The 25795-nt window shown below is 42.2% G+C and carries 23 protein-coding genes; 12 read left to right on the top strand and 11 right to left on the bottom strand.

What is annotated here, in order from left to right:
- Positions 1 to 9: 9 nt before the first annotated feature.
- The 11 genes from ACQ76V_RS06015 (at position 10) to rodA (ending at position 12062) form a co-directional block, all read left to right on the top strand.
- Complete coding sequence (locus tag ACQ76V_RS06015) at positions 10 to 1200, top strand: aminotransferase class V-fold PLP-dependent enzyme (protein ID WP_440999583.1); 1191 nt, start codon at positions 10 to 12, stop codon at positions 1198 to 1200.
- A 148-nt stretch (positions 1201 to 1348) separates the two neighbouring features.
- A complete protein-coding gene (gene recA, locus ACQ76V_RS06020) occupies positions 1349 to 2413 on the top strand; it encodes a recombinase RecA (protein WP_440999584.1) in 1065 nt (354 codons plus the stop codon).
- Positions 2414 to 2415: 2 nt separating this feature from the next.
- Positions 2416 to 3084, top strand: a complete 669-nt coding sequence (locus ACQ76V_RS06025; RefSeq protein ID WP_440999585.1) for a regulatory protein RecX — start codon at positions 2416 to 2418, stop codon at positions 3082 to 3084.
- Positions 3081 to 4160, top strand: coding sequence for an AI-2E family transporter (locus ACQ76V_RS06030; protein ID WP_440999586.1), 1080 nt, complete (start codon positions 3081 to 3083; stop codon positions 4158 to 4160). The genes ACQ76V_RS06025 and ACQ76V_RS06030 overlap by 4 nt, the downstream gene beginning before the upstream one ends.
- Positions 4161 to 4243: 83 nt before the next feature.
- Positions 4244 to 4846: a phosphoribosylglycinamide formyltransferase gene (gene purN / locus ACQ76V_RS06035; RefSeq protein ID WP_440999587.1), complete on the top strand. Its 603-nt coding sequence runs from the start codon at positions 4244 to 4246 to the stop codon at positions 4844 to 4846.
- Positions 4847 to 4861: 15 nt separating this feature from the next.
- The gene (gene purH, locus ACQ76V_RS06040; RefSeq protein ID WP_440999588.1) at positions 4862 to 6442 is read left to right on the top strand and encodes a bifunctional phosphoribosylaminoimidazolecarboxamide formyltransferase/IMP cyclohydrolase; all 1581 of its coding nucleotides are present in this window, start codon (positions 4862 to 4864) and stop codon (positions 6440 to 6442) included.
- A gap of 133 nt (positions 6443 to 6575) precedes the next feature.
- Positions 6576 to 7628 (top strand): rod shape-determining protein, encoded by a 1053-nt coding sequence (locus ACQ76V_RS06045; RefSeq protein ID WP_440999589.1) that lies wholly within the window; start codon positions 6576 to 6578, stop codon positions 7626 to 7628.
- Positions 7629 to 7643: 15 nt separating this feature from the next.
- Entirely contained in the window at positions 7644 to 8486 is an 843-nt protein-coding gene (gene mreC / locus ACQ76V_RS06050) for a rod shape-determining protein MreC (protein ID WP_440999590.1), read from the top strand.
- Positions 8483 to 8953, top strand: coding sequence for a rod shape-determining protein MreD (gene mreD / locus ACQ76V_RS06055; protein ID WP_440999591.1), 471 nt, complete (start codon positions 8483 to 8485; stop codon positions 8951 to 8953). The genes mreC and mreD overlap by 4 nt, the downstream gene beginning before the upstream one ends.
- 9 nt (positions 8954 to 8962) lie before the next feature.
- Positions 8963 to 10834, top strand: coding sequence for a penicillin-binding protein 2 (mrdA, locus tag ACQ76V_RS06060; protein WP_440999592.1), 1872 nt, complete (start codon positions 8963 to 8965; stop codon positions 10832 to 10834).
- The gene (gene rodA, locus ACQ76V_RS06065) at positions 10812 to 12062 is read left to right on the top strand and encodes a rod shape-determining protein RodA (protein ID WP_440999593.1); all 1251 of its coding nucleotides are present in this window, start codon (positions 10812 to 10814) and stop codon (positions 12060 to 12062) included. Before mrdA ends, rodA begins: the two co-directional genes overlap by 23 nt.
- A gap of 3 nt (positions 12063 to 12065) precedes the next feature.
- Here rodA and ACQ76V_RS06070 read toward each other — a convergent pair whose 3' ends face one another.
- Positions 12066 to 12665: a ribonuclease HII gene (locus ACQ76V_RS06070; RefSeq protein ID WP_440999787.1), complete on the bottom strand. Its 600-nt coding sequence runs from the start codon at positions 12663 to 12665 to the stop codon at positions 12066 to 12068.
- Between the two features lie 112 nt (positions 12666 to 12777).
- On the opposite strand from ACQ76V_RS06070, the gene ACQ76V_RS06075 reads away from it, so the two are divergent.
- A complete protein-coding gene (locus ACQ76V_RS06075; RefSeq protein ID WP_440999594.1) occupies positions 12778 to 13887 on the top strand; it encodes a vWA domain-containing protein in 1110 nt (369 codons plus the stop codon).
- Between the two features lie 54 nt (positions 13888 to 13941).
- Here the strand turns inward: ACQ76V_RS06075 and ACQ76V_RS06080 are convergent, their stop codons facing one another.
- The 10 genes from ACQ76V_RS06080 to ACQ76V_RS06125 all read right to left on the bottom strand — a co-directional run bounded on the left by ACQ76V_RS06080 (position 13942) and on the right by ACQ76V_RS06125 (position 25785).
- Entirely contained in the window at positions 13942 to 14493 is a 552-nt protein-coding gene (locus ACQ76V_RS06080; protein WP_440999595.1) for an OmpH family outer membrane protein, read from the bottom strand.
- Positions 14494 to 14511: 18 nt separating this feature from the next.
- Positions 14512 to 15048 (bottom strand): OmpH family outer membrane protein, encoded by a 537-nt coding sequence (locus tag ACQ76V_RS06085; RefSeq protein WP_440999596.1) that lies wholly within the window; start codon positions 15046 to 15048, stop codon positions 14512 to 14514.
- 58 nt (positions 15049 to 15106) lie between these two features.
- Positions 15107 to 15562: an OmpH family outer membrane protein gene (locus ACQ76V_RS06090; protein WP_440999597.1), complete on the bottom strand. Its 456-nt coding sequence runs from the start codon at positions 15560 to 15562 to the stop codon at positions 15107 to 15109.
- Between the two features lie 92 nt (positions 15563 to 15654).
- Complete coding sequence (gene bamA, locus ACQ76V_RS06095) at positions 15655 to 18045, bottom strand: outer membrane protein assembly factor BamA (protein ID WP_440999598.1); 2391 nt, start codon at positions 18043 to 18045, stop codon at positions 15655 to 15657.
- A 140-nt stretch (positions 18046 to 18185) separates the two neighbouring features.
- Positions 18186 to 19013 (bottom strand): isoprenyl transferase, encoded by an 828-nt coding sequence (locus ACQ76V_RS06100; RefSeq protein WP_440999599.1) that lies wholly within the window; start codon positions 19011 to 19013, stop codon positions 18186 to 18188.
- Between the two features lie 71 nt (positions 19014 to 19084).
- Positions 19085 to 19561, bottom strand: coding sequence for a 6,7-dimethyl-8-ribityllumazine synthase (ribH, locus tag ACQ76V_RS06105; protein ID WP_440999600.1), 477 nt, complete (start codon positions 19559 to 19561; stop codon positions 19085 to 19087).
- A 3-nt stretch (positions 19562 to 19564) separates the two neighbouring features.
- On the bottom strand, positions 19565 to 20404 hold the full coding sequence (locus ACQ76V_RS06110) for a PHP domain-containing protein (RefSeq protein ID WP_440999601.1): 840 nt from the start codon (positions 20402 to 20404) through the stop codon (positions 19565 to 19567).
- Positions 20405 to 20406: 2 nt separating this feature from the next.
- Positions 20407 to 22050, bottom strand: coding sequence for a S41 family peptidase (locus ACQ76V_RS06115; RefSeq protein ID WP_440999602.1), 1644 nt, complete (start codon positions 22048 to 22050; stop codon positions 20407 to 20409).
- 11 nt (positions 22051 to 22061) lie between these two features.
- Positions 22062 to 24053, bottom strand: a complete 1992-nt coding sequence (locus ACQ76V_RS06120; RefSeq protein ID WP_440999603.1) for a LysM peptidoglycan-binding domain-containing protein — start codon at positions 24051 to 24053, stop codon at positions 22062 to 22064.
- A 61-nt stretch (positions 24054 to 24114) separates the two neighbouring features.
- Positions 24115 to 25785: an NAD+ synthase gene (locus ACQ76V_RS06125; protein WP_440999604.1), complete on the bottom strand. Its 1671-nt coding sequence runs from the start codon at positions 25783 to 25785 to the stop codon at positions 24115 to 24117.
- Positions 25786 to 25795: the final 10 nt, after the last annotated feature.

Here is a 25795-nt window from a genome sequence, read left to right on the forward strand (position 1 = left end):
TTTGCTTCCATGGCTCACAATATAGATCAACTTGCTCAAAAACTTGCACCACATTATTCCCATTTTGATGTTAGCAACAGGCTTCTCTTTACTGGTCATTCGCACCAAGCTTGGCCCAACGTAGCCAGAGAAGGTCTACAGGAATCATTTGATTTAGCAGCATCTGATGTTGACAAAAAATGGAATGCGGCATTTAGTAAAGTTGAAAAGCTTCGCAGTTATTTGCGCAACTTTTACGATGATCCCAACGGGTTGTATTGTTTGGGCCAAAATACACATCAGCTTCTTGTTTCGTGGCTTTCCAGCTTTGATCTGCGGGAAAATCCGAAAATTATTACCACCGACAGTGAGTTTCATTCAATGGCGAGACAGCTGAAAAGACTTAAAGAAGAAGGACTTCAGGTCGCTTATGTTAATGGCCATGTTGATGACATAACCGAACAGATTAAAAGCCAGATGGATGAGAAGGTATCGGCTGTAATGCTGTCGCGTGTTTATTTTAACAGTGGCATTATTAATCAACATATTACCGAGATAGCTGAGCTCACTCGTTCGCATAACGTTCCACTTATCATTGATGATTATCACGGGACAAACGTCGTACCGCTTTCGCTTACCAACAAAAATCTTGCTGATTGTTATGTTCTAATTGGCGGATATAAATACTTGCAGTGGGGCGAAGGGAACTGCTTTTTGCGGTACCCCAACGACTGTAACTTGCGTCCGGCCGTCACAGGCTGGTTTGCTTCTTTTAGCAAGCTCGACGCATCAAAAGACAAAAAGAAAGTCTCTTATGAAGATCCTAACCAACGTTTTGCAAGCGGAACATTTGATCCCACATCGCAATTCAGAGCAGCTAAAGTTGTTGATTTCTTTGAAACCATGGGATTAACCCCTCATGTTCTTCATAAACAATACCAATCACAAATATCCCTATTACACGATGAGTTTTTGAAGCGGGATTTTAATTCCGAAGTAATCACCTTAAGCCACCAGCGTGCCGTTGAAGAAATAGGTGGATTCTTAGCATTACGATCGCCTTTTGCTCGAGCAATCCAAGCTAAACTAATGGAAAAGGGCGTTTTTACGGATGCACGCGGAGACATTTTGCGTTTTGGCGTGGCTCCTTACATTACGACTCAACAAATTGTTCAAGCAATGGATGAATTAGACAATGTGGTATCCCATATCAATCCATAATGTAAGGATTCCCGATCTTAACGATCTTACTTGGTAGGCTGTGACTAAAAACACAATAGTATTTCAAAAAGATATACTGACACTACGTTGTCATTATTATTTAATATATTGCCCCTGAAAACTCAAAAACCTAATTACTCTTTCATTTATGTCTGAAAACAAAGATCGCGAAAAGGCACTGGAAATGGCCATCGGCCAAATTGAAAAACAGCACGGCAAAGGGACTATCATGCGGCTTGGGGATGAAGCTACTCAAGATGTTCCCAGCATTTCTACCGGTTCCCTCATGGTAGATTATGCATTAGGAGTAGGCGGCGTTCCCCGCGGGCGCGTTACAGAAATTTACGGCCCCGAAGCCAGTGGTAAAACAACGTTGGCTCTCCATGTTATTGCTGAAGCACAAAAAGCTGGCGGCTATGCTGCTTTTGTTGATGCCGAGCACGCTTTTGACCCTCGTTATGCCAAAAATCTGGGAATTAATACGGATGAACTGCTTGTATCACAACCTGATAGCGGTGAACAAGCCCTTGAGATTACAGAAACTCTTATCCGTTCCGCAGCTCTTGACGTCATTGTTGTAGATTCTGTAGCTGCTCTTGTCCCCCGTGCAGAACTTGAAGGCGAAATGGGAGACTCACACATGGGTTTACAGGCCCGACTGATGTCTCAGGCCATGCGTAAAATTACCGGTATTATCAACAAAACACGCACATCGGTCATTTTCATTAATCAAATTCGTGAAAAGATCGGCGTTATGTTCGGTAATCCTGAAACGACTTCCGGCGGGCGTGCCCTGAAATTCTATTCTTCGGTTCGTCTTGACATTCGTCGCATTGGCTCGCTAAAAAAAGGCGACGACATGGTTGGGAATCGTACTAAAGTTAAAGTTGTCAAAAACAAAGTAGCTCCCCCTTTTAAAGAGGTTGAATTCAATATTATTTATGGCAAAGGAATTTCACGTATGGCCGAAATCCTCGATATGGCTGTTGAATTTGATATCATCGAAAAACGGGGAAGCTGGTACCGTTACGGTGGTGAGCCTATTGGCCAGGGAACCGACAATGCCATCGAATTCCTTGAATCTGATCCCGAACTTACTGAAAAGATTGAAAAGCAAGTTCGAGAGCAGATGAATCCTACCGAAGAGAATGAAAAAGCGGAAGAAAATGGGCAGGAAAAATCCGAAGAGGAAGATGCTGACAGCGACGATTAGTGATGCCTGATGAATCAGACCAGCAATTACCCGGGGCAATAAGCTCCATCAGCGTTCAAAAAAAGAATAAGGAGCGCTATTCTATCTTTATTGATGAGGAGTTTCTGATCGGTGTTTCCGAACAGACACTCCTCAAATTTAATCTGGCCAAGGGGGACACTGTAACGCATGCATTGCTCAGAAAAATTGAGCGTGAAGAAGGGCGATTTGCGGTAAAATCGTATCTGATGAAGCGGTTGGGTAGCCGGGACCATTCCCGAAAAGAACTGTTTACCAAAGCCATCCGCAAAGAGTATCCCCAAAATATTATCGAAAACGTGCTCGATGAATTGGAAGAGAAAGGCTATTTAAATGATGTTGCCTTTGCCGAAAAATTCACGAAAGATAAAAGTCATCTAAATAAATGGGGGCCTAATAAAATAAAGGCCCATCTGTATAAAAAGGGGATTTCGGGTGACGTTGCAGAACAGAGCATTCAAAAAGTATTTGAGGATAAAAATTTAAAGGAGCTTTTTTTACATTTGGTTTTAAAACGAAAAAGACGCTTTTTGAGAGAAGAAAATCCCTATAAAAGAAAGAAAAAGGTAGTTGATCATCTGGCCAGAAAGGGATATCGAGCCTCAAATATCTATACTCATATAGATGAGCTAATGAAAGCTATTGAGCAATGAAAAACATCACCCTTGAACGCGTTATTAAATCGGTGCTGGGACTTGCAGGGATTGCCGTAGTCGGCTACCTGCTGTTACGTTATAGCACTCTCGTAGGATACGCGATTATTGCTATGATATTTAGCTATATCCTTGACCCGCTGGTAAACCGGATGCAGTCGGCCGGCATGAATAGAACCTTTTCTATTACGCTCACATTAAGCTCACTGGTTCTTATTCTTGTTTGGATTTCGACCAATGTTATCCCCATTGTTGCAAACCAGATGGTAGAGCTGGCCAGCCAACTTAGCTTCCAAAACATCCAATCAATCACGCAAAAGATTGATACTCAGCTAACTCAAAAATTTACTTTTCTTCCCGAAGGAATTCTAAGTTCTAACTTGGCGACTGTTCTCCAGGAGCTTTTCGATGTGGGGGAAATTCCTTCTGCACTGAGCAACATCATCGGTATTTTTACAAATATTTTTTCCGCCGCACTCATTATTCCTTTTGCCACGTTTTTCTTCCTGAAAGACGGTACTAAAATCCGTCGCGATATACTGAAATTAGTCCCCAATAAATATTTTGAAACTACACTTAGCCTTATTGACAAAATTGAAAGTCGATTAGGCCTCTATTTCAGAAGCGTAATGTTACAAAGTCTCATTATCGCTTTAGCTTCTTGGATAGGACTTAGCATGGTAGGTCTGAACAATGCCCTTTCGGTAGGTATTGCTGTCGGCATTGCCAATACAATCCCCTATTTTGGACCTATCATCGGATACATACTATCAATAGTGGTATCCATTATTGAAGTAGGAAATTTCTCCCTTGTACTGCCTTGCGTACTGGCCATTCTTGGCGTACAAATCCTCGATAATGTTGTACTCCAACCCATCATCTTTTCTCGATCAGCTGATATGCATCCGGTAGCCATTTTATTCATCATCATGATTGGTGCCGAAACTGCCGGAATTCTCGGCATGTTAGTTGCTATTCCTATCGCTACTATCATTAAGATTACTTTTAACCAGATTAGCTGGAGCTTTAATAATTATTACGTTTTTAGAGTAGGTAATTCTCCAGAAGCAGAATAAGCAATTTCAAATCGACTCTTAATCTGTCTGCTTTTTTATTTATCTTTGCAGAAAATTGATAACCATTTATTGGCCCCACTGTCTTGATCAACATTGTTGTCTTTGCCTCGGGATCGGGCACAAATTTTCAAGCTATCATTGATGCTGTCGAAAGCGGCCAGATTAATGGCCGTATCACTGGCCTTATCACAAATAAAAAAGAAATACAAGCCATTGATCGTGCTCAAAAACACAACATTGCTCACAAGTATTTAACCCCTTCTAACTTTTCATCCCATTCGAATTATGTTACAACATTGCTCAATCAACTTGAGGAATGGGACACCCAGCTCATTGCCCTGGCCGGTTATATGATCAAAGTTCCACCACAAATAATTGAAACATACAAAAATCGCATTGTCAACATTCATCCTTCTTTACTGCCGAAATACGGAGGAAAAGGATTTTATGGGATGAATGTCCATCGGGCTGTTATCAATAATGAAGAGCCGGAATCGGGCTGTACGGTTCATCTCGTTACGGAAGAATATGACCAAGGCCCCATCTTGGGACAACGTAAGGTACCGGTAAAACCATCGGACGATCCCGAAACACTGGCCCAACGAATTTTAAAAGAAGAGCACAAATTATTTCCCGAAGTAATTGCAAAATTAGCTAATCAACTTAACAAGAAATCCAACGCTTAATTTTACTTTTCAATCGTGTCATTACAACCCCTTGACTCTCTCCCCACTACCCCGTTAAAAATAAATAGAGCACTAATTTCCGTTTCTGATAAAACCGGCATTGTTGATCTTGCCCGTCAACTCCACAACGCTGATGTGGAAATTATTTCTACCGGAGGAACTGCCCAGAAAATACGTGAAGCTGACATTCCCGTGACCGACGTCAGTGATCTTACAGAATTTGAAGAATGCCTCGACGGTCGCGTTAAAACGCTTCATCCCTTAATTCACGGCGGCATCCTGGGACGCACCAGCCACCAACCTGATGTGGATGAGATGGAGCGGCTCAATATTGAACCTATCGAGCTTGTCGTCTCCAATTTATATCCTTTTGAAGAAACCGTTGCTAAATCCGATTGTACCCCCGCTATTGCAACCGAGAATATTGATATCGGCGGACCAACAATGATTCGTGCAGCGGCTAAAAACTTTGCTCATGTCTGCGTCTTAACATCCCCCAACCAATACCAAGAGTTCGCGAAGGGATTCAAAAAGCTATCCGAAATATCATTCAAGAAACGCCAAAAATGGGCTAGAACAGCTTTTAACCATACAGCCCGTTATGATACTGCCATTGCCAACTATTTTAATCATCTGGATAAAAATAATGAGGAGTTACCGCAACAGCTAAATATCTCATTGCCGAAATCACAAGCACTTCGATATGGAGAAAACCCGCATCAAAAAGCTGCTGTATATGGCGAACAGTCTCAATATATCGACTGTTTCCATGGCAAAGAGCTCAGTTATAATAATTTTACTGATGTCGATGCGGCCCTTAACCTTATAGCAGATTTTCAAAATGATAATGCCACCTGTGCCATATTTAAACACACGGTTCCGTGTGGCGTAGCGACCGCAGCAACGTTAGATACAGCCTGGGATAAAGCTTTTGCTACCGATACCATGTCTCCTTTCGGCGGTGTTGTCGTAGTCAATAAAGAACTGGATATCAATACGGCTCAAAAGATTGATGAAATTTTTACTGAAATTATCATTGCCCCATCCTACAGCGATGAGGCGTTAGCGTTGCTTCAACAAAAGAAGAATAGAAGACTCATCCGCATCAAAAAACTTCCGAGTACTGACCAAAACCTTAAGTTTAGATCGATCTTTGGAGGAGCCTTAAGTCAAGAAGCGGATGTAAAAACCATCACACAAGAACAATTAAAAACGGTAACCAAAAGAGAACCGACCAAAAAAGAACTAAAAGATCTCCTCTTCGCCTGGAAAGTTGTGAAACATGTTAAGTCAAATGCCATTGTATATGCAAGGGATGGTCAGACAATTGGTATTGGCACGGGACAGACGAGTCGTGTTGAAGCATCAGAAATTGCTATTGCCAAAGCTCAACAAGAAGGCCTTTCACTGGAAGGTACAGCTATTGCATCAGATGCTTTTTTCCCTTTTGCCGATGGTGTGGAAGCCGCAGCCAAAGCAGGCGCTACCTGCGTTGTACAGCCAGGTGGAAGCATCCGTGACGAAGAAGTAATTGAAGCTGCTGACAAACGGGATCTGGCTATGGTTTTTACCGGAAACAGACATTTTAGACACTAAATTAATCAACAATTTGGTTTTTACTTTTAATCCTGATTAATTCGCAAATAGACTTACAAAATTGTATTTTCATTCTTTGAAATTATTCAGGCGATCAACTTGATTACAATTAGCTCATCTACACTACATAATCATGGATAAACACGCATCTAAAAAGAAGAAAGATCAGCAAAAAGCAGGCTGGTTTGATTGGCTCTATACCGACATAGCTATTGACCTCGGAACCGCTAACACACTCATCTACTCAAGAGGCGAAGGTATTGTACTCAATGAGCCATCTATTGTAGCACTTAACTCCCAAAATGAGCCCGTAGCAACAGGTCACGAAGCACGGTTAATGCACGAGAAAACCCACAAAAATATTCGTACCGTTCGGCCCCTCCGCGATGGGGTAATTGCCGACTTTGAAGTAGCCGAACAAATGATCCGTGGAATGATCGACAAGGTTAAAATGAAGTGGTATTCCAGCACGCGTCAGATGGTGGTTTGTGTGCCCAGCGGCATTACCGAGGTAGAGCGCAGAGCCGTTCGCGATAGCGCCGAACATGCGGGAGCTAAACAAGTACACTTGGTTGATGAACCGATGGCAGCAGCCATTGGTATTGGACTTAATGTCCATGAGCCTATCGGTAATATGATTGTGGATATCGGCGGCGGTACTACTGAAATTGCCGTCATCGCCCTTTCAGGCATTGTTTACGCCCAATCTGTTCGCCTGGGTGGTGATGAACTGAATGATGATATCATCAACTACTTCCGGCGCAATCATAATTTATTAATCGGTGAACGTACAGCCGAAAAGATCAAGTGTGAAATTGGTTCTGCAGCTCCGTTGGATGAGGAACTGGATATGGAAACCAAGGGACGAGATTTAGTAAACGGTGTTCCCAGGATTCGTCATGTTTCTTCAAAAGACGTTCGGGAAGCGATTTCTGAGTCGGTTAATACTATTGTAGAATCTATCACTAAATCGCTTGAGCAAACGCCGCCCGAACTTTCAGCTGATATCCTAGATCGTGGTATCATGCTCACCGGTGGAGGTGCCAAACTCAAAAACCTGGACAAGCTGATCATCGAAACAACAGATCTTCCTGTTCATATCGCCGAGGACCCCCTGACAGCTGTTGTGCGCGGAACGGGAGCGATTCTTGAAGATATTGAATATTACAGAACTGTCATTTCTTAAACCCAGAAAAGGTGAATGCGATTCAAACTTCCCAGCATAGCTGATGCTAAAGATCATATAATCACAGCGCTCGTTCTGATTACAGCGGTAGCGCTGATGATCGGACGATATCAAGGTGGGCTAAATAACCTCCGTAAAGCATCAATAACCGTTTTCAGCTACTTGGAAGAACCGCTTTCAAATGTTCGAGTATACCGGCAAGCACTAAAAACGAATACCTATCTTCGCAAACAGAACGTATTACTGTTAGATGAACTAAGTCGTCTCAGAGCAGCAGGACAGCGAAACGAACAGCTCCGAGAGTTGCTGCAGTTTAGCAGTGAGAGTAATTTAAGCTTGTATCCCGTTCAAATAGTGGGCAAAGAACTTAACCAAGTTACTAATTCTCTCACCGTTGATGCCGGACGAGAAGAAGGAATTACCAATGGAATGCCCATGGTTTCATCGGAAGGGCTTGTCGGGAAAGTGATCCTAACAGCGAACGGTTATTCACAGGTCATGCCATATTTTAATACATTGTTTCGGGTAAGTGCCAAACTCCAGCAATCCAACGCCTATGGCATTGTTTCCTGGGATGGTGAAAGTAAACAGGAACTACAACTTAACTATGTTCCTCAAACTACGGATATCGACACCGGCGAAGTGGTAGTTACATCTGGATATAGTAATCAATTCCCCCCTGATATACCTATCGGTAAGGTACTCCGAACCGAACCACAGGAAGGCAAAGAAACCCAAAGCGTGTATATTGAACCTTTTGTAAACCTTTTTGAAATAGCTGAAGGCTTTATTGTGAAATTTGAACCAGATACCACTATCCAGAAACTAAATGAAGATTATCAAAATCTTTTGCAATGAATCCTGAACGTTTTAAAAATTTTGGCATCGGGTTTGGCTTCCTCTTGATACAAGTGATGCTTTTTCGGCATCTCAAAATAATGCAAGTTCAACCAGATCTGCTGCTTATTTTCTTAGTGTGGTATATGGCGCGTAAAGATCGAACCGCAGCTTTACTCATGGCAGCCGGGTTAGGATTTTTGCAGGATGCTATGCTCGATTTGTGGGGACTAAATATGTTTTCCAAAACGTTATTGGTATTCATGAGCTACAACTTTATCCCAAGAGGATCAAAAAAACAGTTACTCCTGGGACAGGTATTTCTAACTATTGCTATTGCCGCCCTTATTCATAATCTCATATTTCTGGGGCTTAATGCCGCTCTTCAGAATTATACAGGAGAGCTTTATTTCTGGCGATATCTTGTTGGAAGTAGCCTATATACGGCCTTTGTAGCAAGTTTTTTACAGTTATTTAGAACTAATTAAGCTAACATAATGCAATACCGAAGAAAGATACGTGCCAAGATCTCCCTGCGGGTACTACAGGTATGCATTATTATTTTAGGGCTCATTATTTTAGGTCGATTATTCCAACTTCAAATTCTCGACTACGATACCTATAACCCACTCAGCCGGAAAAACTCACTTCGGCAAGAGGTTATAAATCCAGCCCGGGGTTTAATTTACGATCGCAATGGTAACCTCATTGTCAATAATGAACCAATCTACACCATCACCGTAACTCCGGCCAGTTACGACCCCAAAAACACCCCCATTCTTGCTGAACTTATGGACGTGCCTGTCGAAGAGGTCGAAAAAAGAGTGCAGGAAGCCCGAGCCTATTCCTACTATCGATCATCCCGTATTTTTACTGAAATCGATTTTGAAACATTTTCTATCTTACAAGAAAGTATTTGGCAACTTCCAGGCGTAGGCCATCAAATTGAAAGTAAACGCGATTATCCCATAGACAGCCTGCAGGCTTCTCACATTTTGGGTTATTTACGTGAAGTTTCCAAAGAAGAATATCTGAAGACACAAAATTATCATCTCGGTGATAAAACGGGGAAAAGTGGCCTGGAAATGGCCTATGAAGAACAATTGCGTGGCACACTCGGTACCAAATACATAAAAATTAATGCGATGGGACAAAATCTGGGATCGTATCAAGATGGGGCAATTGATGAGAGTCCAAAGAAAGGATCGGATTTATATACGACCATTGATACTGAACTGCAACTGTTGGCCGAAGATCTCATGCAAGGTAAACGAGGGGCCGTAGTAGCATTAAATCCAGATAATGGAGGAGTGTTAAGCCTGGTAAGTGCTCCGGAATATGATATTCGAAAACTCTCAGGCCGGCTCGACAAAGCCTATTGGGATAGTATAAACGCAGATACTACCAATCCCTTGTATAATCGTGCCGTATCAGGCAAACAACCACCCGGTTCTACCTTTAAACCGCTTATGGCCTTAATGGGATTGGAGCTTGGTATTATTACTTCGGAAACAGAAATTAAAAATCCAGGCTATTACTCTCGCGGACGTCGATATAACGACTTGGCCGATCCCGGTAAATATGATGTTGGCAAAGCCCTCCAAGAATCCAGCAATACTTTTTTCTTTTGGCTCATGGATAAAATTGCCACCCAAAAGGGACTCAACAAATGGCACGAATTAGCCACTTCATTTGGTTTGGGGCAGTATAACAATATAGACATTCCCAACGAAGTATCCGGTACTATTCCCGACAGTACCTTTTTAAATCGCGTGCTGGGTGAAGGCAAATGGGGGATTGGCGACCAGCTTAGCCTGGGCGTTGGGCAGGGCTTTGTAGCCGTTTCTCCACTACAAATGGCTTTAGTAGCTGCCCAAATTGGCAACGGGGGATATAAGATCCAACCTCATTTTGTTAGTGCCATGAAACAAAATGATGGCACTATGATGTTAACCAATCCCAAAAAAGAAAAAATTGACTGGGTCGATTCGGATGAGATACAAGTAGTTAAAAATGGCATGCGTAGAGTCGTTACCGATGGCAGTGGTCGGTACTATGCAGATCTGGATAGTATACAAGTAGCCGGAAAAACAGGTACTGCCCAAAATCCACATGGTCAAGATCATGGCTGGTTTATTAGCTTTGCCCCAATGGATAACCCTAAAATAGCCGTTGCTGTTCTTGTTGAAAACGGCGGCTATGGATCCATTTCTGCTGTTCCGATCGCCTCACTCCTTATTGAACAATACTTAACCGGAGAAATAGATCGATCGTACGTTTACAACTATGTAAAAACCTTTGAACCCCGAAAACAGACAACTGATGAAGAAGAGGACGAAAATATAGATGATCAATCTCAAGGAACTTAGCTGGTCGCTTGTCATAATTTGGGCAGGCCTGATTGCTGTAGGACTGGTGGCTATCTATAGTGCTACACAGGGCCCCGTTGCCGAATTTTTACCCAGCTATATTCAATTCAATTTCTATAAACAACTGATCTCCTTTGGCATAGCCATACTTCTTTTGATAGGGCTACAATTTATCAATCCCCGGACCTTTCAAGAGGGTTCTTATATATTTTATGGCCTTGGAATTTTATTAATGATACTTACGCTCTTTATCGGTAAAGAAGTAAATGGTGCCAAAAGCTGGTTGTCATTGGGTCCGTTTAACTTGCAGGTAAGTGAATTAATGAAAATTGCCACCATCCTGGCCGTAGCTAACTATTTGACCAGCCGCCGCAATATATCTGCAGAGAATTTAAAATCAGCAATCATCGCTGTTGTCCTTATAGCCCTGCCCGGCCTCTTGGTTTTACTACAAAATGATACAGGGACAGCCATCATATTTTTTGCTTTGATTCCGGTTGTACTTTTTTGGTCGGGACTTCCTTACGGTATTTCTCTATTCATGATATCCCCTGCTATTATTGGCTATCTCACTATTATATCATGGTATTGGGGACTTATTGCCGCTGTAATTATCACACTGGCAATCTTTATGATACAGCGACGAACTTGGTTAACCTTCACATCCTTTGTTACCGGAATTCTGCTTGTTATTGGTATTCAAGTTGCTCTCTATCAAGTGTTACAACCTCACCAGCGTGCCCGGATAGAAGCCTTTACCAACCCTTCTTTTGATCCACAGGGAGCCGGCTGGAATGTTATACAGGCAAAAACAGCAATAGGTTCGGGCGGTATTTATGGCAAAGGCTTTACAGAAGGAACCCAAACACAACTGCGATTTTTACCCGAACAATGGACCGACTTTATCTTCTGTGTGATTGGGGAAGAGTTCGGATTCCTCGGCGCCGGATTTACAGTACTTTTACTGCTTACCCTGACCTTGCGACTGCTGCGTATGGCGGCTATTCATAAACATCCCTTTGCTCAACTCGTTATGGTGGGTGTATTAACTGTTTTCTTCACGCACTTCTTTATAAATATCGGATCGGCCACAGGATTACTACCAGTAATTGGCATTCCCCTGCCTTTTATTAGTTATGGAGGCTCAGCCCTTATTACTAATACCTTGATGTTAGGGATCTGTTTGAATCTTGATTTCTATAAGCGGCAGTTCAGCATTTACAGATAACTGCTATTCATCCAGCTTCTTATCCGTACGCAAGTTAAAACTCTGTCGGTGAAACTTTGTAGCCCCGTGCTCCTTTAAACCTTCAAAATGTTTGGCTGTAGGATAACCCACATTTGTATCCCATCCATAATGGGGATATTTCTCATGAAGGTCTATCATCCACTCATCACGGTATACTTTTGCAATAATTGATGCTGCAGCAATACTCATTGATCGGTCGTCTCCACCAACAATACATTTATAGGGACATAATCCGGCACTAAATCGATTGCCATCGACAAGCAAATAATCTGGATTTGCGTCTTCTGCTTCTGCACATTTAGTCATGGCTCTAATCGAGGCATGCAAAATATTTAGCTCATCAATCTCTGTTGGACTACACCATTGAATAGTCCAATACAATGCCTCTTCTTTGATCTGCCTTGTAAGATCCTTTCGTTCAAAAAGTGTAAGCTTCTTACTGTCACGGATGCCTTCTATGTAGGTTCCCGGTTCAAAAATAACCCCTGCCGCTACTACCGGTCCCGAAAGACATCCGCGACCAACTTCATCTAATCCCATCACACGCTCATAATCTTCTCCCCAAAGCTGACGTTCAAACATGATACGGTCTGTGGATTCAGGGTCATTTATATTACTCGAATTATTCATTACAATGAATTAAAATAATTTCTAAAGCGTTTGGGTTACTCAAGCTAAAGTCAATCTTTTTACTATGCATTTCAAGTACCAAAAATGGGACGAGCGATTCGCCAACGCTAAGGGAAAAACTCCTTTCGATTCCCTTTGGGATACCTTTCAAGAGCTACTCACCATTGCAAGCGGTGATGTTCAACAAGCCTTGCGTTGGCTTACTGAGCTTGATAATGATTACAAGCTCACTGACCAATTTGAAGATTATGATATTGGTGATTTCGTTGATGAACTAAAAGAACGCGGATATATCAAAGAAGATGACAATGAGCGACAATTTGTAATCACTCGCAAAACAGAACGGAGCCTTCGCCAACGTTCACTCGAAGAGATCTTTAACAACCTGAAAAAAGGGGCAGCTGGCAATCACCAGACCGATCATACCGGCAAGGGGTTAGAACGTCAACCCGAGACACGCAAATGGCAGCAAGGCGATGACCTTACAAATATCGATAGTGTTGGCACAATGATGAACATGTTACGGCATAGTAACATCGACCAGATGAAGCTGCATGAGGACGATATAAGCGTTCACGACACCGATCACTATACTTCTGTAGCAACAGTACTGCTAATCGATTTAAGCCACTCAATGGTGCTTTATGGAGAAGACCGCATCACCCCTGCTAAAAAAGTGGCTATGGCACTATCCGAACTCATCCTTAATAACTACGCCAAAGATTCGCTGGATATCATTGCTTTCGGTAACGAAGCCTGGAAAGTTGACATTGAAGATCTTCCCTACCTTAAAGTAGGTCCCTATCATACGAACACGCAGCAAGCTTTAGAAATGGCTCGTCACACGCTACATCGGCGCAAGTTTGCCAATAAGCAAATTTTTATGATTACCGACGGTAAACCCTCCTGTATCATTGAAAATGGCAAAATATACAAAAACAGCTTTGGGCTTGACCGCAAAATTGTGAACCGTGTGCTCGATGAGGGCGTTAAATGTCGACGTGATAACATTGACATCACTACATTTATGATTGCCAGAGATCCTTACCTGCAAGATTTTGTTCGAGAACTTACCGAAGCAAATAAAGGTCGTGCTTATTTTGCATCGCTCGATAACCTGGGTGGCTATATTTTTGAAGATTATATCAGAAATCGAAAACGGAGAGTAAAATAAAAAAGGCAGCTCTGTATGAGCTGCCTCAGAAATAATCAGAATACTTTTGCAATCTTAAATGCCCAGTTCCTGCATCACCTGGTTGGTAATGTTGTACTTTTCCTGAGCTTCATCAGAAGCGTAAAGAATAATCATATCACCTTGACTGGTGGTCGTATTAATCACGTACGTTAGTCCCATATCTTCAGCAACCGTTCCAACAGCGTTGTCAATCTGATCAAGAAGCGGACCTACTAACTCTTGCTGTTTCTGCTGTATTTCTTGCTGAATCTGTGTTTGATACTGCTGCAACTCGGCATTCAACTTGCCAAGGCGTTCTTCTTCGCGCTGACGAGCCGACTCATTAATAACATCAGCTTTCTGTTGATACTCCGTAAGCTGCTGTTGAAAGTCTTGTTGCTTATTAGTGAATTCTTGCCGCTTGCGTTCAATAAAGTTTTGCAAACGCTGTTGAACCGCCTTCATCTCAGGCATTTTATTCAATATAGACTGGGGATCAACATAACCGATTTCCATTTGTTGACCTTGAGCCTGTGCAGTGGTGAGGCCTGTAAAGCCAACAGCTAATAAACAAAGTAGCGATATCGATAGTATTCGTTTTAACATAGTATGATGTGTTTTCAATTAATTCTGGTCAGATGTTTCGTTGATATATTGTAAAACTTGCTGAGTAATATTCATTTTCTCACTGGCAGCGTAGTAAATAACATTTTCACCATTGCCAGTGGCCTCGTTAATAACAAAGTCGAGGTTATTTCTTTCCGCAACAGTGCTAATAGCTTCGTCCATCTTATTGTATAAAGGTTCTAACAGTGTAGCCCGCCGCTGTTGAATCTGTTGCTGAAGCCCCTGCCGAAACTGTGTCATCTCCGATTCCATCTGTGCGAGCTGCTTTTCTCTTTTCTGGATTTCAGAATCAGACATATTTCCCTGATTCTGCTGAAATTCAGCTACAGCATCTTGAAATTCTGTTGTTTTCTGTTGCAACTCTTCTCGCTTTTGCTGAACAAAGCTGTTCAATTCCTCCTCAATTTGTGAGCGCTCAGGCATCTGACTTATTACTTCCTGGGTATTAAGGTACCCTATGTTCAGTTGTCCAAATGCCGATGTACTTATAACAAAAAGTAATAGAAAAAATAAACTTGCTAACTTTCTAAACATCAGATCAAATTATCTTTAGGATTCAATTATTCGGCTGTGAGTATAAAAACTATTTTTATCAATTGCTTGGTTCATTTAACGTAATGCCAAGCTCTTGTAGTACATCTTTATTTAAATTCCATTCTTGTTGACCAAACAACATGTTTGAATTCTGGGAACGATCAAAAACAAAATCAAAATTTTGATCGTTAGCCACCTTATTTATTGCTTCAAAAACTTTTCGTTGAATGGGTTCAAGTAATTCTTTCTGTTTTTGAAAATATTCTCCTTTGGCGCCAAATTTTTCTTCTAAATACTGCTGGCGCTGCTGAACTTTATTTTGTATTTCCTGCTGTTTCTGTTTTTTAAGCTCTTCGGTATATAAAATCTCTTTCGCTTCAAAATCTTCCTTCAGTTGGTCAATTTCCTGCTCCATATTATCCAACTGTTTATTCCACTCTGAGCTGAACGTACTCAATTGTTCTTGTATCCCCTGATATTCCGACATCTGCCCCAAAATTTGATCGGTATTCACATAGCCAATCTTTTGATCCTGAGCCGTTGCAGTGCTGCCGAAAATTATCAGCAAACAACAGGCAATCACACTATGTGAAAGCAGTTTTTTCACTATTCAAAAGGGGCTCCAATGTTAAACAGGAACTGCCATTCGCCCGGCAGAATGGGGTTGTTCGGAACGGGGATTCCATCCAGACGATAACCATAACTAAGATCTACCAATCCAAGTATCGGCAGGTAAATGCGCGTTCCGAAACCAACAGAACGTTTTACATCAAAGGGTGAAAATTCCCGCGTATTTGCAAAAGCATTCCCAGAATCAAAGAACATATAAGGATGAACCTGCGCCTGCTGCTCGGTTATTGCAGGGTACCGGAGCTCAAACGAATACTTGGTATATAAACGTCCCCCAACGGGTTCTCCATTCTGTATTGGTGAAATAGATCCGTTTCGTCCACCCGGGAAACCACGAAGATCTATGTTATCATCCAAAAAGCTCTGGCGCTGCTGCATTTGCGTACCGCCCAGCTTAAAGCGTTGAAAGTCGCTTCGTTGACTATCACTGAGATAGCCCAAATAACCATATTCAACCGTATTCGTCATCACTAATTTTCCGGCAACGGTTGTATGGTTCTGATACTTCGTTTTAAGCTTATAAAACTGTGAAAAGCCTGGGAATGGGGGCGCAATTTCGCCGGAGATACTAAATTTCGAACCTGTTGAAGGCGCAATAGGGTTATCCACAGAATTACGTTCTAACACCTGCTTCAGACTTAGAATACTGGAGGTTCCTTCTGCCAAGAATGAAGCGCCGCCGGCAACATCATACAACTGATACGAAATTACAGAACGGTGCGTAAAATAATCATCCGGCCAGTTCAATCGCCTCCCGAGAGAGACTGAACCAGAAAGTAATTCATTTCGAGAAGAACTTCCTCGGTAACTGATTAAATCATAGCTCATATTTACGCCCAGTGACAACGGTCTCCCGCCTAGCCAAGGTTCTTGAAATCCGAGACTATAACTCTGGTATCCACTGCCGGTTACCTGCACACCCAGCGACAGTTTTTGACCATCACCCGATGGAATTGGGTTCCATCCCTTTCCATTAATTGCACGCTGGATAGAAAAGTTGTTGAAATTCAATCGCGCCGATAAAATGAGGCCAATACCTTGCCCCCCAAAACCGCCAGAGAATTCAAAGTTATCTGTACTCTGTGATTCATCAAGCTGATAATTAATATCTACGGTATGGTTTTCGCGATCAGGCGAAAGATTCGGTGTAATCGCTTGCGGACGGAAATATCCCAACTGTCCCAATTCACGGATGGTTCTTACAATAGCTTGTTGGCTGTATTTTTGGCCCGGCACTGTTCGCAGCGTTCGCCGGACAACATCATCGTGCGTTTTATTGTTGCCTGTGAAAGAAACCTCCTTGATATATGCAATTTCATCTTCGTAGATATTCATATTTAAATCTATAGAGTCTTCCCCGACAACTTCAATTTCGGGCTCTACTCTAAAAAACAAGTATCCTATATCCCGATAAAGACTTGTTATATCGGTACCTTCTTGAGAAAATTCTGTCTTATCCTGGAATTTTTTCTGATCAAAGATATCTCCCTTTTCAAAGCCCAGCACTTCAGTAAGTCGTTCATCAGTATAAACGGTATTCCCTTCCCAAGTAATGTCGCGTACTTTGTATTGGGGACCTTCATCAACTGTCATATTTACTTTAATACCTTCTGCGGGCGTTTTCAGAAATAACAACCTACGTTGCGTATAAGAAAAAGTATGAACAGTATCGCTTGTTATGCGGAAATCAAGAAATCCATGTTCACCGTAGAAATTCCGTAAATTTTCTTTAGCTGTTTGAAAATCCTCTTCCTTAAAAAGTTTTTTGGAGAAAAATTTCCACCAGCGATCTTCAGAAATATCGCTAAGTTCTTTTCTTAGCTTGCGGTCACCAAACTGCTCATTACCGTCAAACGTAATTTCTTTAACCTCTAACCTTTTGCCCGGATCAATGTTAAAATGAACGGTTAACCGATTTCGAACGGTATCTGGTTTAGACTTTTGGACTTCGATATTAGTATACCAATACCCTTTATCTCTGTAATACCGCCTTATAGTATTTTTTGCCTGTGCTAAAGATGATTCAGTAACCGCATATCCCCGAAGTAAGGTTATTTTTTCCTCCAAATCTTTACGATCTGATCGTTTCGCACCATGTATCTCAAAACGTTCCAGCCGCGGCTGTTCTTGGACTACAATTTTGAGATAAATACCACCCGGCTCACGATCTGTTTCCAAAATTTCAACATCAGAAAATAAACCTGTTCTATGAAGGCTTTTAATAGCTCTTGATAAATCCTGACCCGGTAAGGTGATTTGCGTACCAACTTGCAAACCGCTGGTCCCAATCACGAATTCCTCACGTGATGTTGTTAATCCCTCCACCTCTACCCCCAACACTTCGAACTGTTGGGGTCGATTGTTCATTGGGTTTTCAATATTTAAGGAAGTATCCTGAGAAAAAGCAGGATTATAGATAAAACAGAGAACGAAAAGAGTAACTAATAATTTCTTCACGTGGGTTTGTTGTTGAAACAAAATTGAGCTTACGATATTTATATGAAAGGTTAAGGTGTCAGCTCTTGAACGTATCGACTTGAAGATTTCTTTTGCGCATTCTCAGAAACTTTGCCAAATCTACGTTCTCGTTGTTGGAATGATTGGATGGCTTTATATAATTCATCTCGGCGAAAGTCTGGCCAATATGTTTCTGTAATGTATAATTCCGAATACGCAAGTTGCCATAGCAAAAAATTACTGATGCGATATTCGCCGCTTGTTCGAATAATTAGTTCAGGATCCGGGATATCAGCCGTTGACAAGTGAGCACTTATTATCTCATCATCAATTTCTTCGGGATCAACTTCACCGTCTTTAACCGACTGGGCTAACTCTTTCACTGCCTCGGTAATATCCCATCGCCCCGAGTAGCTAAGTGCGAGACATAACTGTAGCCGATCATTATCTTTGGTCATATCAATCGCTTCGCGTAATTCTCGCTGACAGTTTTTAGGGAACCGATCGATCTGTCCAATAGTCTCGAGCTTAATATTATTTTCATTTAGATTTTCTGCCTCGTTGCGCAGTGAGCGAGCTAACAAACGCATCAGGGCACTCACTTCCATCTTGGGTCGGCCCCAGTTCTCCGTCGAAAAAGCATACAGTGTTAAGTATTTAACACCAATTTGTGCGCAAGCTTCTGTAATATCCCGGACCGAATCTACGCCAACCTTATGACCATAGGAACGGATATTACCCCGACTTTTAGCCCAACGCCCATTTCCATCCATGATAATAGCAATATGCTCAGGAATTGCACCCTGATCTATCAGCGTGGACTGTGACTCCTTGTCACTGCTATTCTGTTCTTTATTTGTCAGCGAAATTGGTTTCAATGCGTAATACCCGTGTTTTATTAAGCTATCAATATTAGAGTTTTATCCCCGTTATTTCAAGCTTATAAGCATTATAATTCTTCAAATTTTTTAGTCACCGAAATCATTTCTAAAAGAGCAAGTGCCGCTTCTGCTCCTTTATTTCCTTTATTCCCTTCCAGCCCAGAACGTTCCTGCGCCTGAGCTACATTATCCGTTGTTAAAACGCCAAAAACCACGGGCTTATTTCCTTTTAAATTAAGATCGGTCACACCACGATTTACAGCATCACAAACATATTCAAAGTGCGGCGTATCTCCACGTATAACAGCTCCCAGCGTCATTACGCCATCAGTGTGGTCCAATAATTTTCGAGCTGTAAACGGCAGTTCGTAGGCTCCGGGACAACGAGCTATCAATATTTGTTCGTCACCAAACCCTTTACTTTTGAGCGTATTCAGAGCCCCTTCCAACAATTCATCGGTGATAAAAGAATTCCATTTCGCAACAGCAATCCCAATTCTGAATTCATTATTTTCGGTATCACCCTCTAAAATATTATTTGCCATAACTTAAACTTTTAGTGCTTTTCGTTGATCAGTCAACCGTATCAACCGGTGCACATATTTGGTATTAATAGTGACGACTCCAAAAAATTTCTGATAATCTTTATCCCCGCCGTGAAAATCACTGCCTCCGGTTTTCAATAACTGGTGTTTTTCAGCAAATGCCTCTATCTGTTTTTGCCGATCATAATCGTGGCTTGGATGAATAAACTCAATGCCATCAATCCCTGCCTTAACAAGTTCTTCAAGTTCATCTTCAGAATATAAATTCCCAGGATGTGCCAGCACAACCGCACCCCCGGCCTTTTTTACACTTTCGATCACCTTGTGATGGGAATAATATTCATTATATATGCTGCCCAGTGATTGATCACTTAAATAACGAATAAAGGCCTCCTTAAAAGAAGCAACATATCCCTTATCAATAAGTACAGCAGCAATATGCGGGCGGCCGATATTACTACCGTTTGCCTCAGCCTTAACCTCGTCGATATCAACATCAAGTCCTTTTTTTGAGAGTTCATGTACAATCCACTTTCCTCGCTCCAATCGAGAACGATAATGCTGGGCTAACAACTGAGTAATAACGGTATGATCAGGATCAAAACAATAGGCAAGCAAGTGGCACTCCCGGCCATTAAAATCTGAGGTAATCTCAACGCCCGGCAGCAAGATTATGTCCGTCTCTTCTGCTGCTGCTTCGGCTTTGCGATATCCACGAATAGTGTCGTGATCGGTGATAGAGATAATTTCCAAATTGTGCTTCCGGGCATTGTTGACGATTTGCTGCGGTGTTGAACGTCCATCTGATGCCGTTGTATGAATGTGTAAATCTGCCTTAGCCACTATTAATTAGATCCTGCTAAAATACTATTATACTGTCCGTTATTCCGTAATATCGTAATTGCTTGATTAACTACTTGGTCGTGGGGCAGCCATGCGGCTGCTTGACCCTGCTGGCCTTTGTAGCGGGCTATCAATTCCAAATATAATCTTTTTTCGAGATCAGATCGTTCTTGTTCAAACTGTCGCTTCTTTTTTTCTTCAATAATCTTTCCCAATTCCTGAAGCTGTTCCTTGCCATCTATCCCATTAAGTAAAGAATCAATTTTCGACAAATGTTGCTCGGATGGGGTTTGATACTGGAAATCTTCCTGAGAAACAAAAGCAGTAAATTGATTATATAACTCATCAGAGCCTAATGAGTCATCTAAACTATCATGCTTTGACGCATATTGGTTGGCAAAATTGAAAAACAGATTCTCCTTCAAGAGTGAAGTTACTAATAATGATGGCTCTTGATCATCCACGTTGATATCCGGTGCAATGCCATCACCATCATAAACGATTCTGCCATTGCGGGTTTTAAATTCCTTGCGGAGCGAATCAGGTTTCAGCACCGCGCTGTTGTCATCATCATGCGTGTAGGTTATCGATTGGATACTACGTCCGCTTGGAATATAATATCTCGAAATCGTCATCTTGAGAGCAGTATTATAAGAAAGCTGAGTAATAGTCTGCACCAATCCTTTACCGAAACTTTGCTCCCCCATAATTACCGCCCGATCCAAATCCTGAAAAGCACCGGCTACAATCTCTGACGCACTGGCACTCCCCCCATTTTGCAACACCACTAACGGCATATCGGGCAAAACTGGTGTTTCTTGGGTTTTAAATAAATTGTTATGCTTGCTTTGTCGGCCCCGCGTTTCAACGACCATCTCATTTTGGGGAATAAATTTATCAACTGTTGCCACCGCTTCTTCTAACAATCCACCTGGATTATTACGAAGATCTAAAATCATCCCATCGAGTTGATTGCCGGATGTAAGATCCTCAATCGCCTGGCGAACTTCGCCTGCTGCTCCTTTTGAAAATCGATTCAATAAGATATAGCCGACCTCCCGTGGATCCCCAACCAACCCTGCATAAGCTACATTTTTCACCTCAATCCGCTGGCGTTCTAACTCAAATTCAATCGGGTTCTCGAGACCATACCGTTCTATTGTTAGTGTAACGTTCGACCCCAGCTCTCCATTTATGAGCTCCTGCACTTCTTCAGGCATCAAATCCCGAACCGATACGCCATCAACCTCTACAATTACATCACCTGCTCGAATACCTTTCCGATACGCAGAATACCCCTCTATTGGTGCAATAACTACAATTTGACCATCTCGAAATCCGACATCCAATCCTACTCCCCCGTAACTCCCGCGGCTAATGATCTCCATATTTTGCTGTTGGGCTTCATCAACCATAACAGTGTAGGGATCCAGCGACTCCAGCATGGCATCAATCCCTTTTCGCATCAGCTTTTCAGGATCAACCTCATCCACATATTCCAAAGATATCTCCCGATAAACCTCGCTGAAGATGGTGAAGTTCTTTTTGATGAGGAAATAAATATCCGGATTACGTGCCACCCCTATAAGCGCTAAAGATGTTAGCGCCAGCAACCCGGCAACTAAAAATTTCCTCATCTTGCTCATTGAAGAATATTCTATTTAATCTTCAACTGTTGACCAACATAAATTCTTGATCCGTTGAGATTATTCAACCGCTTGATCTGATTAACCGATACGCCAAAAGAGTTGGCTATTTGAATAAGCGTATCATTAGATTGTACCGTATATGTTACTTGCCCCCCATCACCGGCAGATGCCAAGTAGGCTTCTGTTATATCTTTGCCGGAGCGTTGTTCTTGCTCTAACTCCTGCTTTTTACTAAACGACATGCTATTGATCTGACTATAATAGGAGCGTTTCGTTTGCGGAACATAGATAGTCAGATCCTGTCCGGGACGAATATAATTTGAGCTCCCATTCCAGGAACGTATTTGCCAAGCCCGAACATCGTACCATTCCGCAATATGACCAATCGTATCACCACTTTTTACCTCGTAAGTAAGCTTAGCAGAATTAGCCGGTGCTTTTGACTTAGACCGTCCCCGCTGTGTAGAAGTATTTCCCCGTGGTTGATGGGTGGGCCGGTTAACAGCTATTTTCTCACCACTGCCCGGCGCCAAGGGTACTACAATTTTTTGGCCCGGATAAATAGTGTTCGAAAGACTTTCATTCGTTTCATACAGTGCCCTTACCGAGGTTCCATATTTTCTGGCAATATACCCCAAAGTTTCCCCCCTATTTACCGTATGCATGGCTACATTCTGGCTACGTTTTTCTTTGGGGATGTCTTCGTAATTTGCGGCAAATTGCTCCTTCGTACCGGTTGGCAGTTTTAACGGATAACTCTTGCCCGGCGGGGTAGCCCAGCGTCGCAGCTCTGGATTATAATCTTTCAATTTCTCTGTAGAAATACCCGCAGCATCAGCCAAAGCATCAAGCGGCATCAACGGAGCCACTTCAAAAACTTCATAGTTATATTCTTCCGACTGGTATCTTCCGGTAAATCCAAATTGTTCGGGATTCATCTCGATCATTGTTGCTGCAATAAAACCAGGCACATACCCCTGGGTTTCACGTGGCAAATAAGGCAATGCAGCCCAATAATCTTCTTCACCGGCTGCCCGAATGGCTCTTTTCAAACCACGTGGACTAATATTATAATTGGCAATTGCCAAGTGCCAATCGCCCCAAATATTGTATAAATCTTTTAAATGTCGTGCCGCAGCCCGGGTTGCTTTTTCCGGATCGCGCCGTTCATCAATCCACCAATTAACTTCGAGCCCATACATCGAGCCAGTTGCCCGAATAAACTGCCACATCCCTACGGCTGATGCCCAGCTTCGAGCCTGGGGATTTAACCCACTTTCTACCATTGCAAGATGAATTAATTCAGTTGGCACCCCTTCTTCCTTAAATATCTTCTCCATCATTGGAAAATACTTCTTGGTACGCGTCAGCCACGTTTCCATTACTTCAGGACGCTTCAGCGTATAATACATCAAATGACGATTGACCTGGCGGTTTTGCACAAGTGGCACTTCGGTTTTAGGGGTTGTAATATTATCCGGAAGCACATACCCCTCTTTCATCCACTCATCATCGCCGGAGTACAGCTCTTTTTGGATGGCGAAAATTTCCCCCTTCACCTCTTTAGAAGAATCTTGCACGCCATAAAACTCACGATATTCCGTCATTACCGATCGATACAACGCACTAAATCGCTTGTTAGATTGTACCTCAGGATAGGTATCCAAAAGATTTTGCATAGCATTAAGAGCGTCAGTAATATGTGTTTCGGCACTTAACGGATCATCCTGAACCTGCGCCTCAATCGCGTTTACATGCATACGGTAAATATCAGCTATGCGTCGCATGAGATCTTTCTGAAAGTCATCAAGCTCAGTTTCCGGCCGGGCATCATCCCGGGCAAAATCCTCATCCGGTAACATTGGATTATTATAGGGAAGCAGTTTGGCAGGCAGCGGAGATTCTTTCAATTGTATCTCTTCACTCTGCTGCTGGGCCAATGCCGGATATACGCCTACAATTAAAATGATAACAAGTAAAAGCTGTAGCTTATTATGCATGGATTTCTTCAATATAAAGTTAAATTTGTTCTATATGCTTCTAACGCTCTTTACAATAACGTCAATTTCGATTGTTTGTCCAACGCTGAACCAACGGCCATCGCCTCCCCGTCCCAAAAGCCTTATCACTGACCTTTAGGGCCGGAACCGCTTGGAACCGTTTATATTCATTGCGATCAACCAACGAAACAATCTCTTGAACTCTCTCAATATCAAAACCCTGTTCGGCAATTTCTGTAACCGACAACTGCTTTTCAATATAAGCCTCCAGAATAGGATCTAAAATATCATATTTTGGCAAACTATCAGCATCTTTTTGGTCTGGACGTAATTCGGCACTTGGAGGTTTATTAATAATATCTACGGGAATAACTTCTTCACCGTAATATTCTTCATTTAACCAGCGAGCCATTTCATACACTTCCAACTTATAGAGATCTGCTATTACCCCCAAACCACCGGCCATATCGCCATATAAAGTGCAATATCCCGTAGCCAGTTCAGATTTATTGCCGGTATTTAAAAGCATATTGCCAAACTTATTAGAATAGGCCATTAACAGTGTACCACGAATACGGGGTTGTAGATTTTCTTCGGCTATCCCAAAAGCCAAACCTTCAAAAAGTGGCTTAAGGGCATGATTAAACTGATCATAAATATCTTTAACGGCAATCTCATGAAATTCTAAACCAAGATTTTTAGCCAGCTGTTGTGAATGAGTAACGCTTCCTTCTGATGAAAATTCTGAAGGCATGGTCATTCCAACTACATTTTGTGCTCCTAACGCTTCCGTTGCAATAGCGGCAACCAATGCAGAATCAATCCCACCACTTAATCCTAATACCACATCATCAGCAATACCTGTTTTGTTGAGATAATCTTTCAACCCCAATTTCAAAGCGTTAAACATCTGGACAATCTTGTCCGGTACTTCGGCCGGTGTCGGACCTACATTTTCTAATGAATCGTCCTCAGCTTGCCAGTGAAGATCAATATGGCTCTCTTCAAAAAGGGGCGCCCGTCCAACTATTTCTGCATCACTGTTCAAAGCCATCGAATCACCATCTGAAACTAACTCCGTATTTCCACCTACTTGGTTCGCATAAAAAATGGGAACATCTAATCTTTCAACATGCTGTTGCAACATTTTTTGACGACTCCGCGGTTTATTTCGGGCGTATGGTGATGCAGAAAGATTAAATATTGCTTCTGCTCCGCGCTCTACCAACTCGTTAGCAGGATTTATATCATATGTCAAATAAGGAAGCTCAAAATTATACCAGATATCTTCGCAGACCGTAATCCCGATTTTTGCCCCCTTGAACTCAATGCACTTGAATACATCGTTTGGCTCAAAATAGCGCAGTTCGTCATACACATCATAGGTGGGTAACAGGGTTTTATGGACTTCTGTTATCTTCCCCCCCCGGTGTGCTAATAGAGCACTGTTAAAACATTTTCGTCCGGTGCTATTATTGGGCGTAACCGTCCCAAACAAAACAGCCGTATCAGCTGAATTTGTTACAATTCTATCATTCGCCTGATAGATCGTATCCAGAAATGCTTGACGTTCAATCAAATCCATTGGTGGGTATCCACAAACCACTAATTCCGGCAACACAAGCAAGTCCACCTTGTCCGCTTCAGCTTTAGCCATGGCCTGTTCTATCAGCAAAATATTTCCACTGATATCACCGATAGTTGGATTTAACTGTTCTAAACGGATGATCATAAACCAATAA

It is taken from the genome of Fodinibius sp. SL11, from assembly GCF_052060035.1.
Lineage (GTDB): Bacteria > Bacteroidota > Rhodothermia > Balneolales > Balneolaceae > Fodinibius.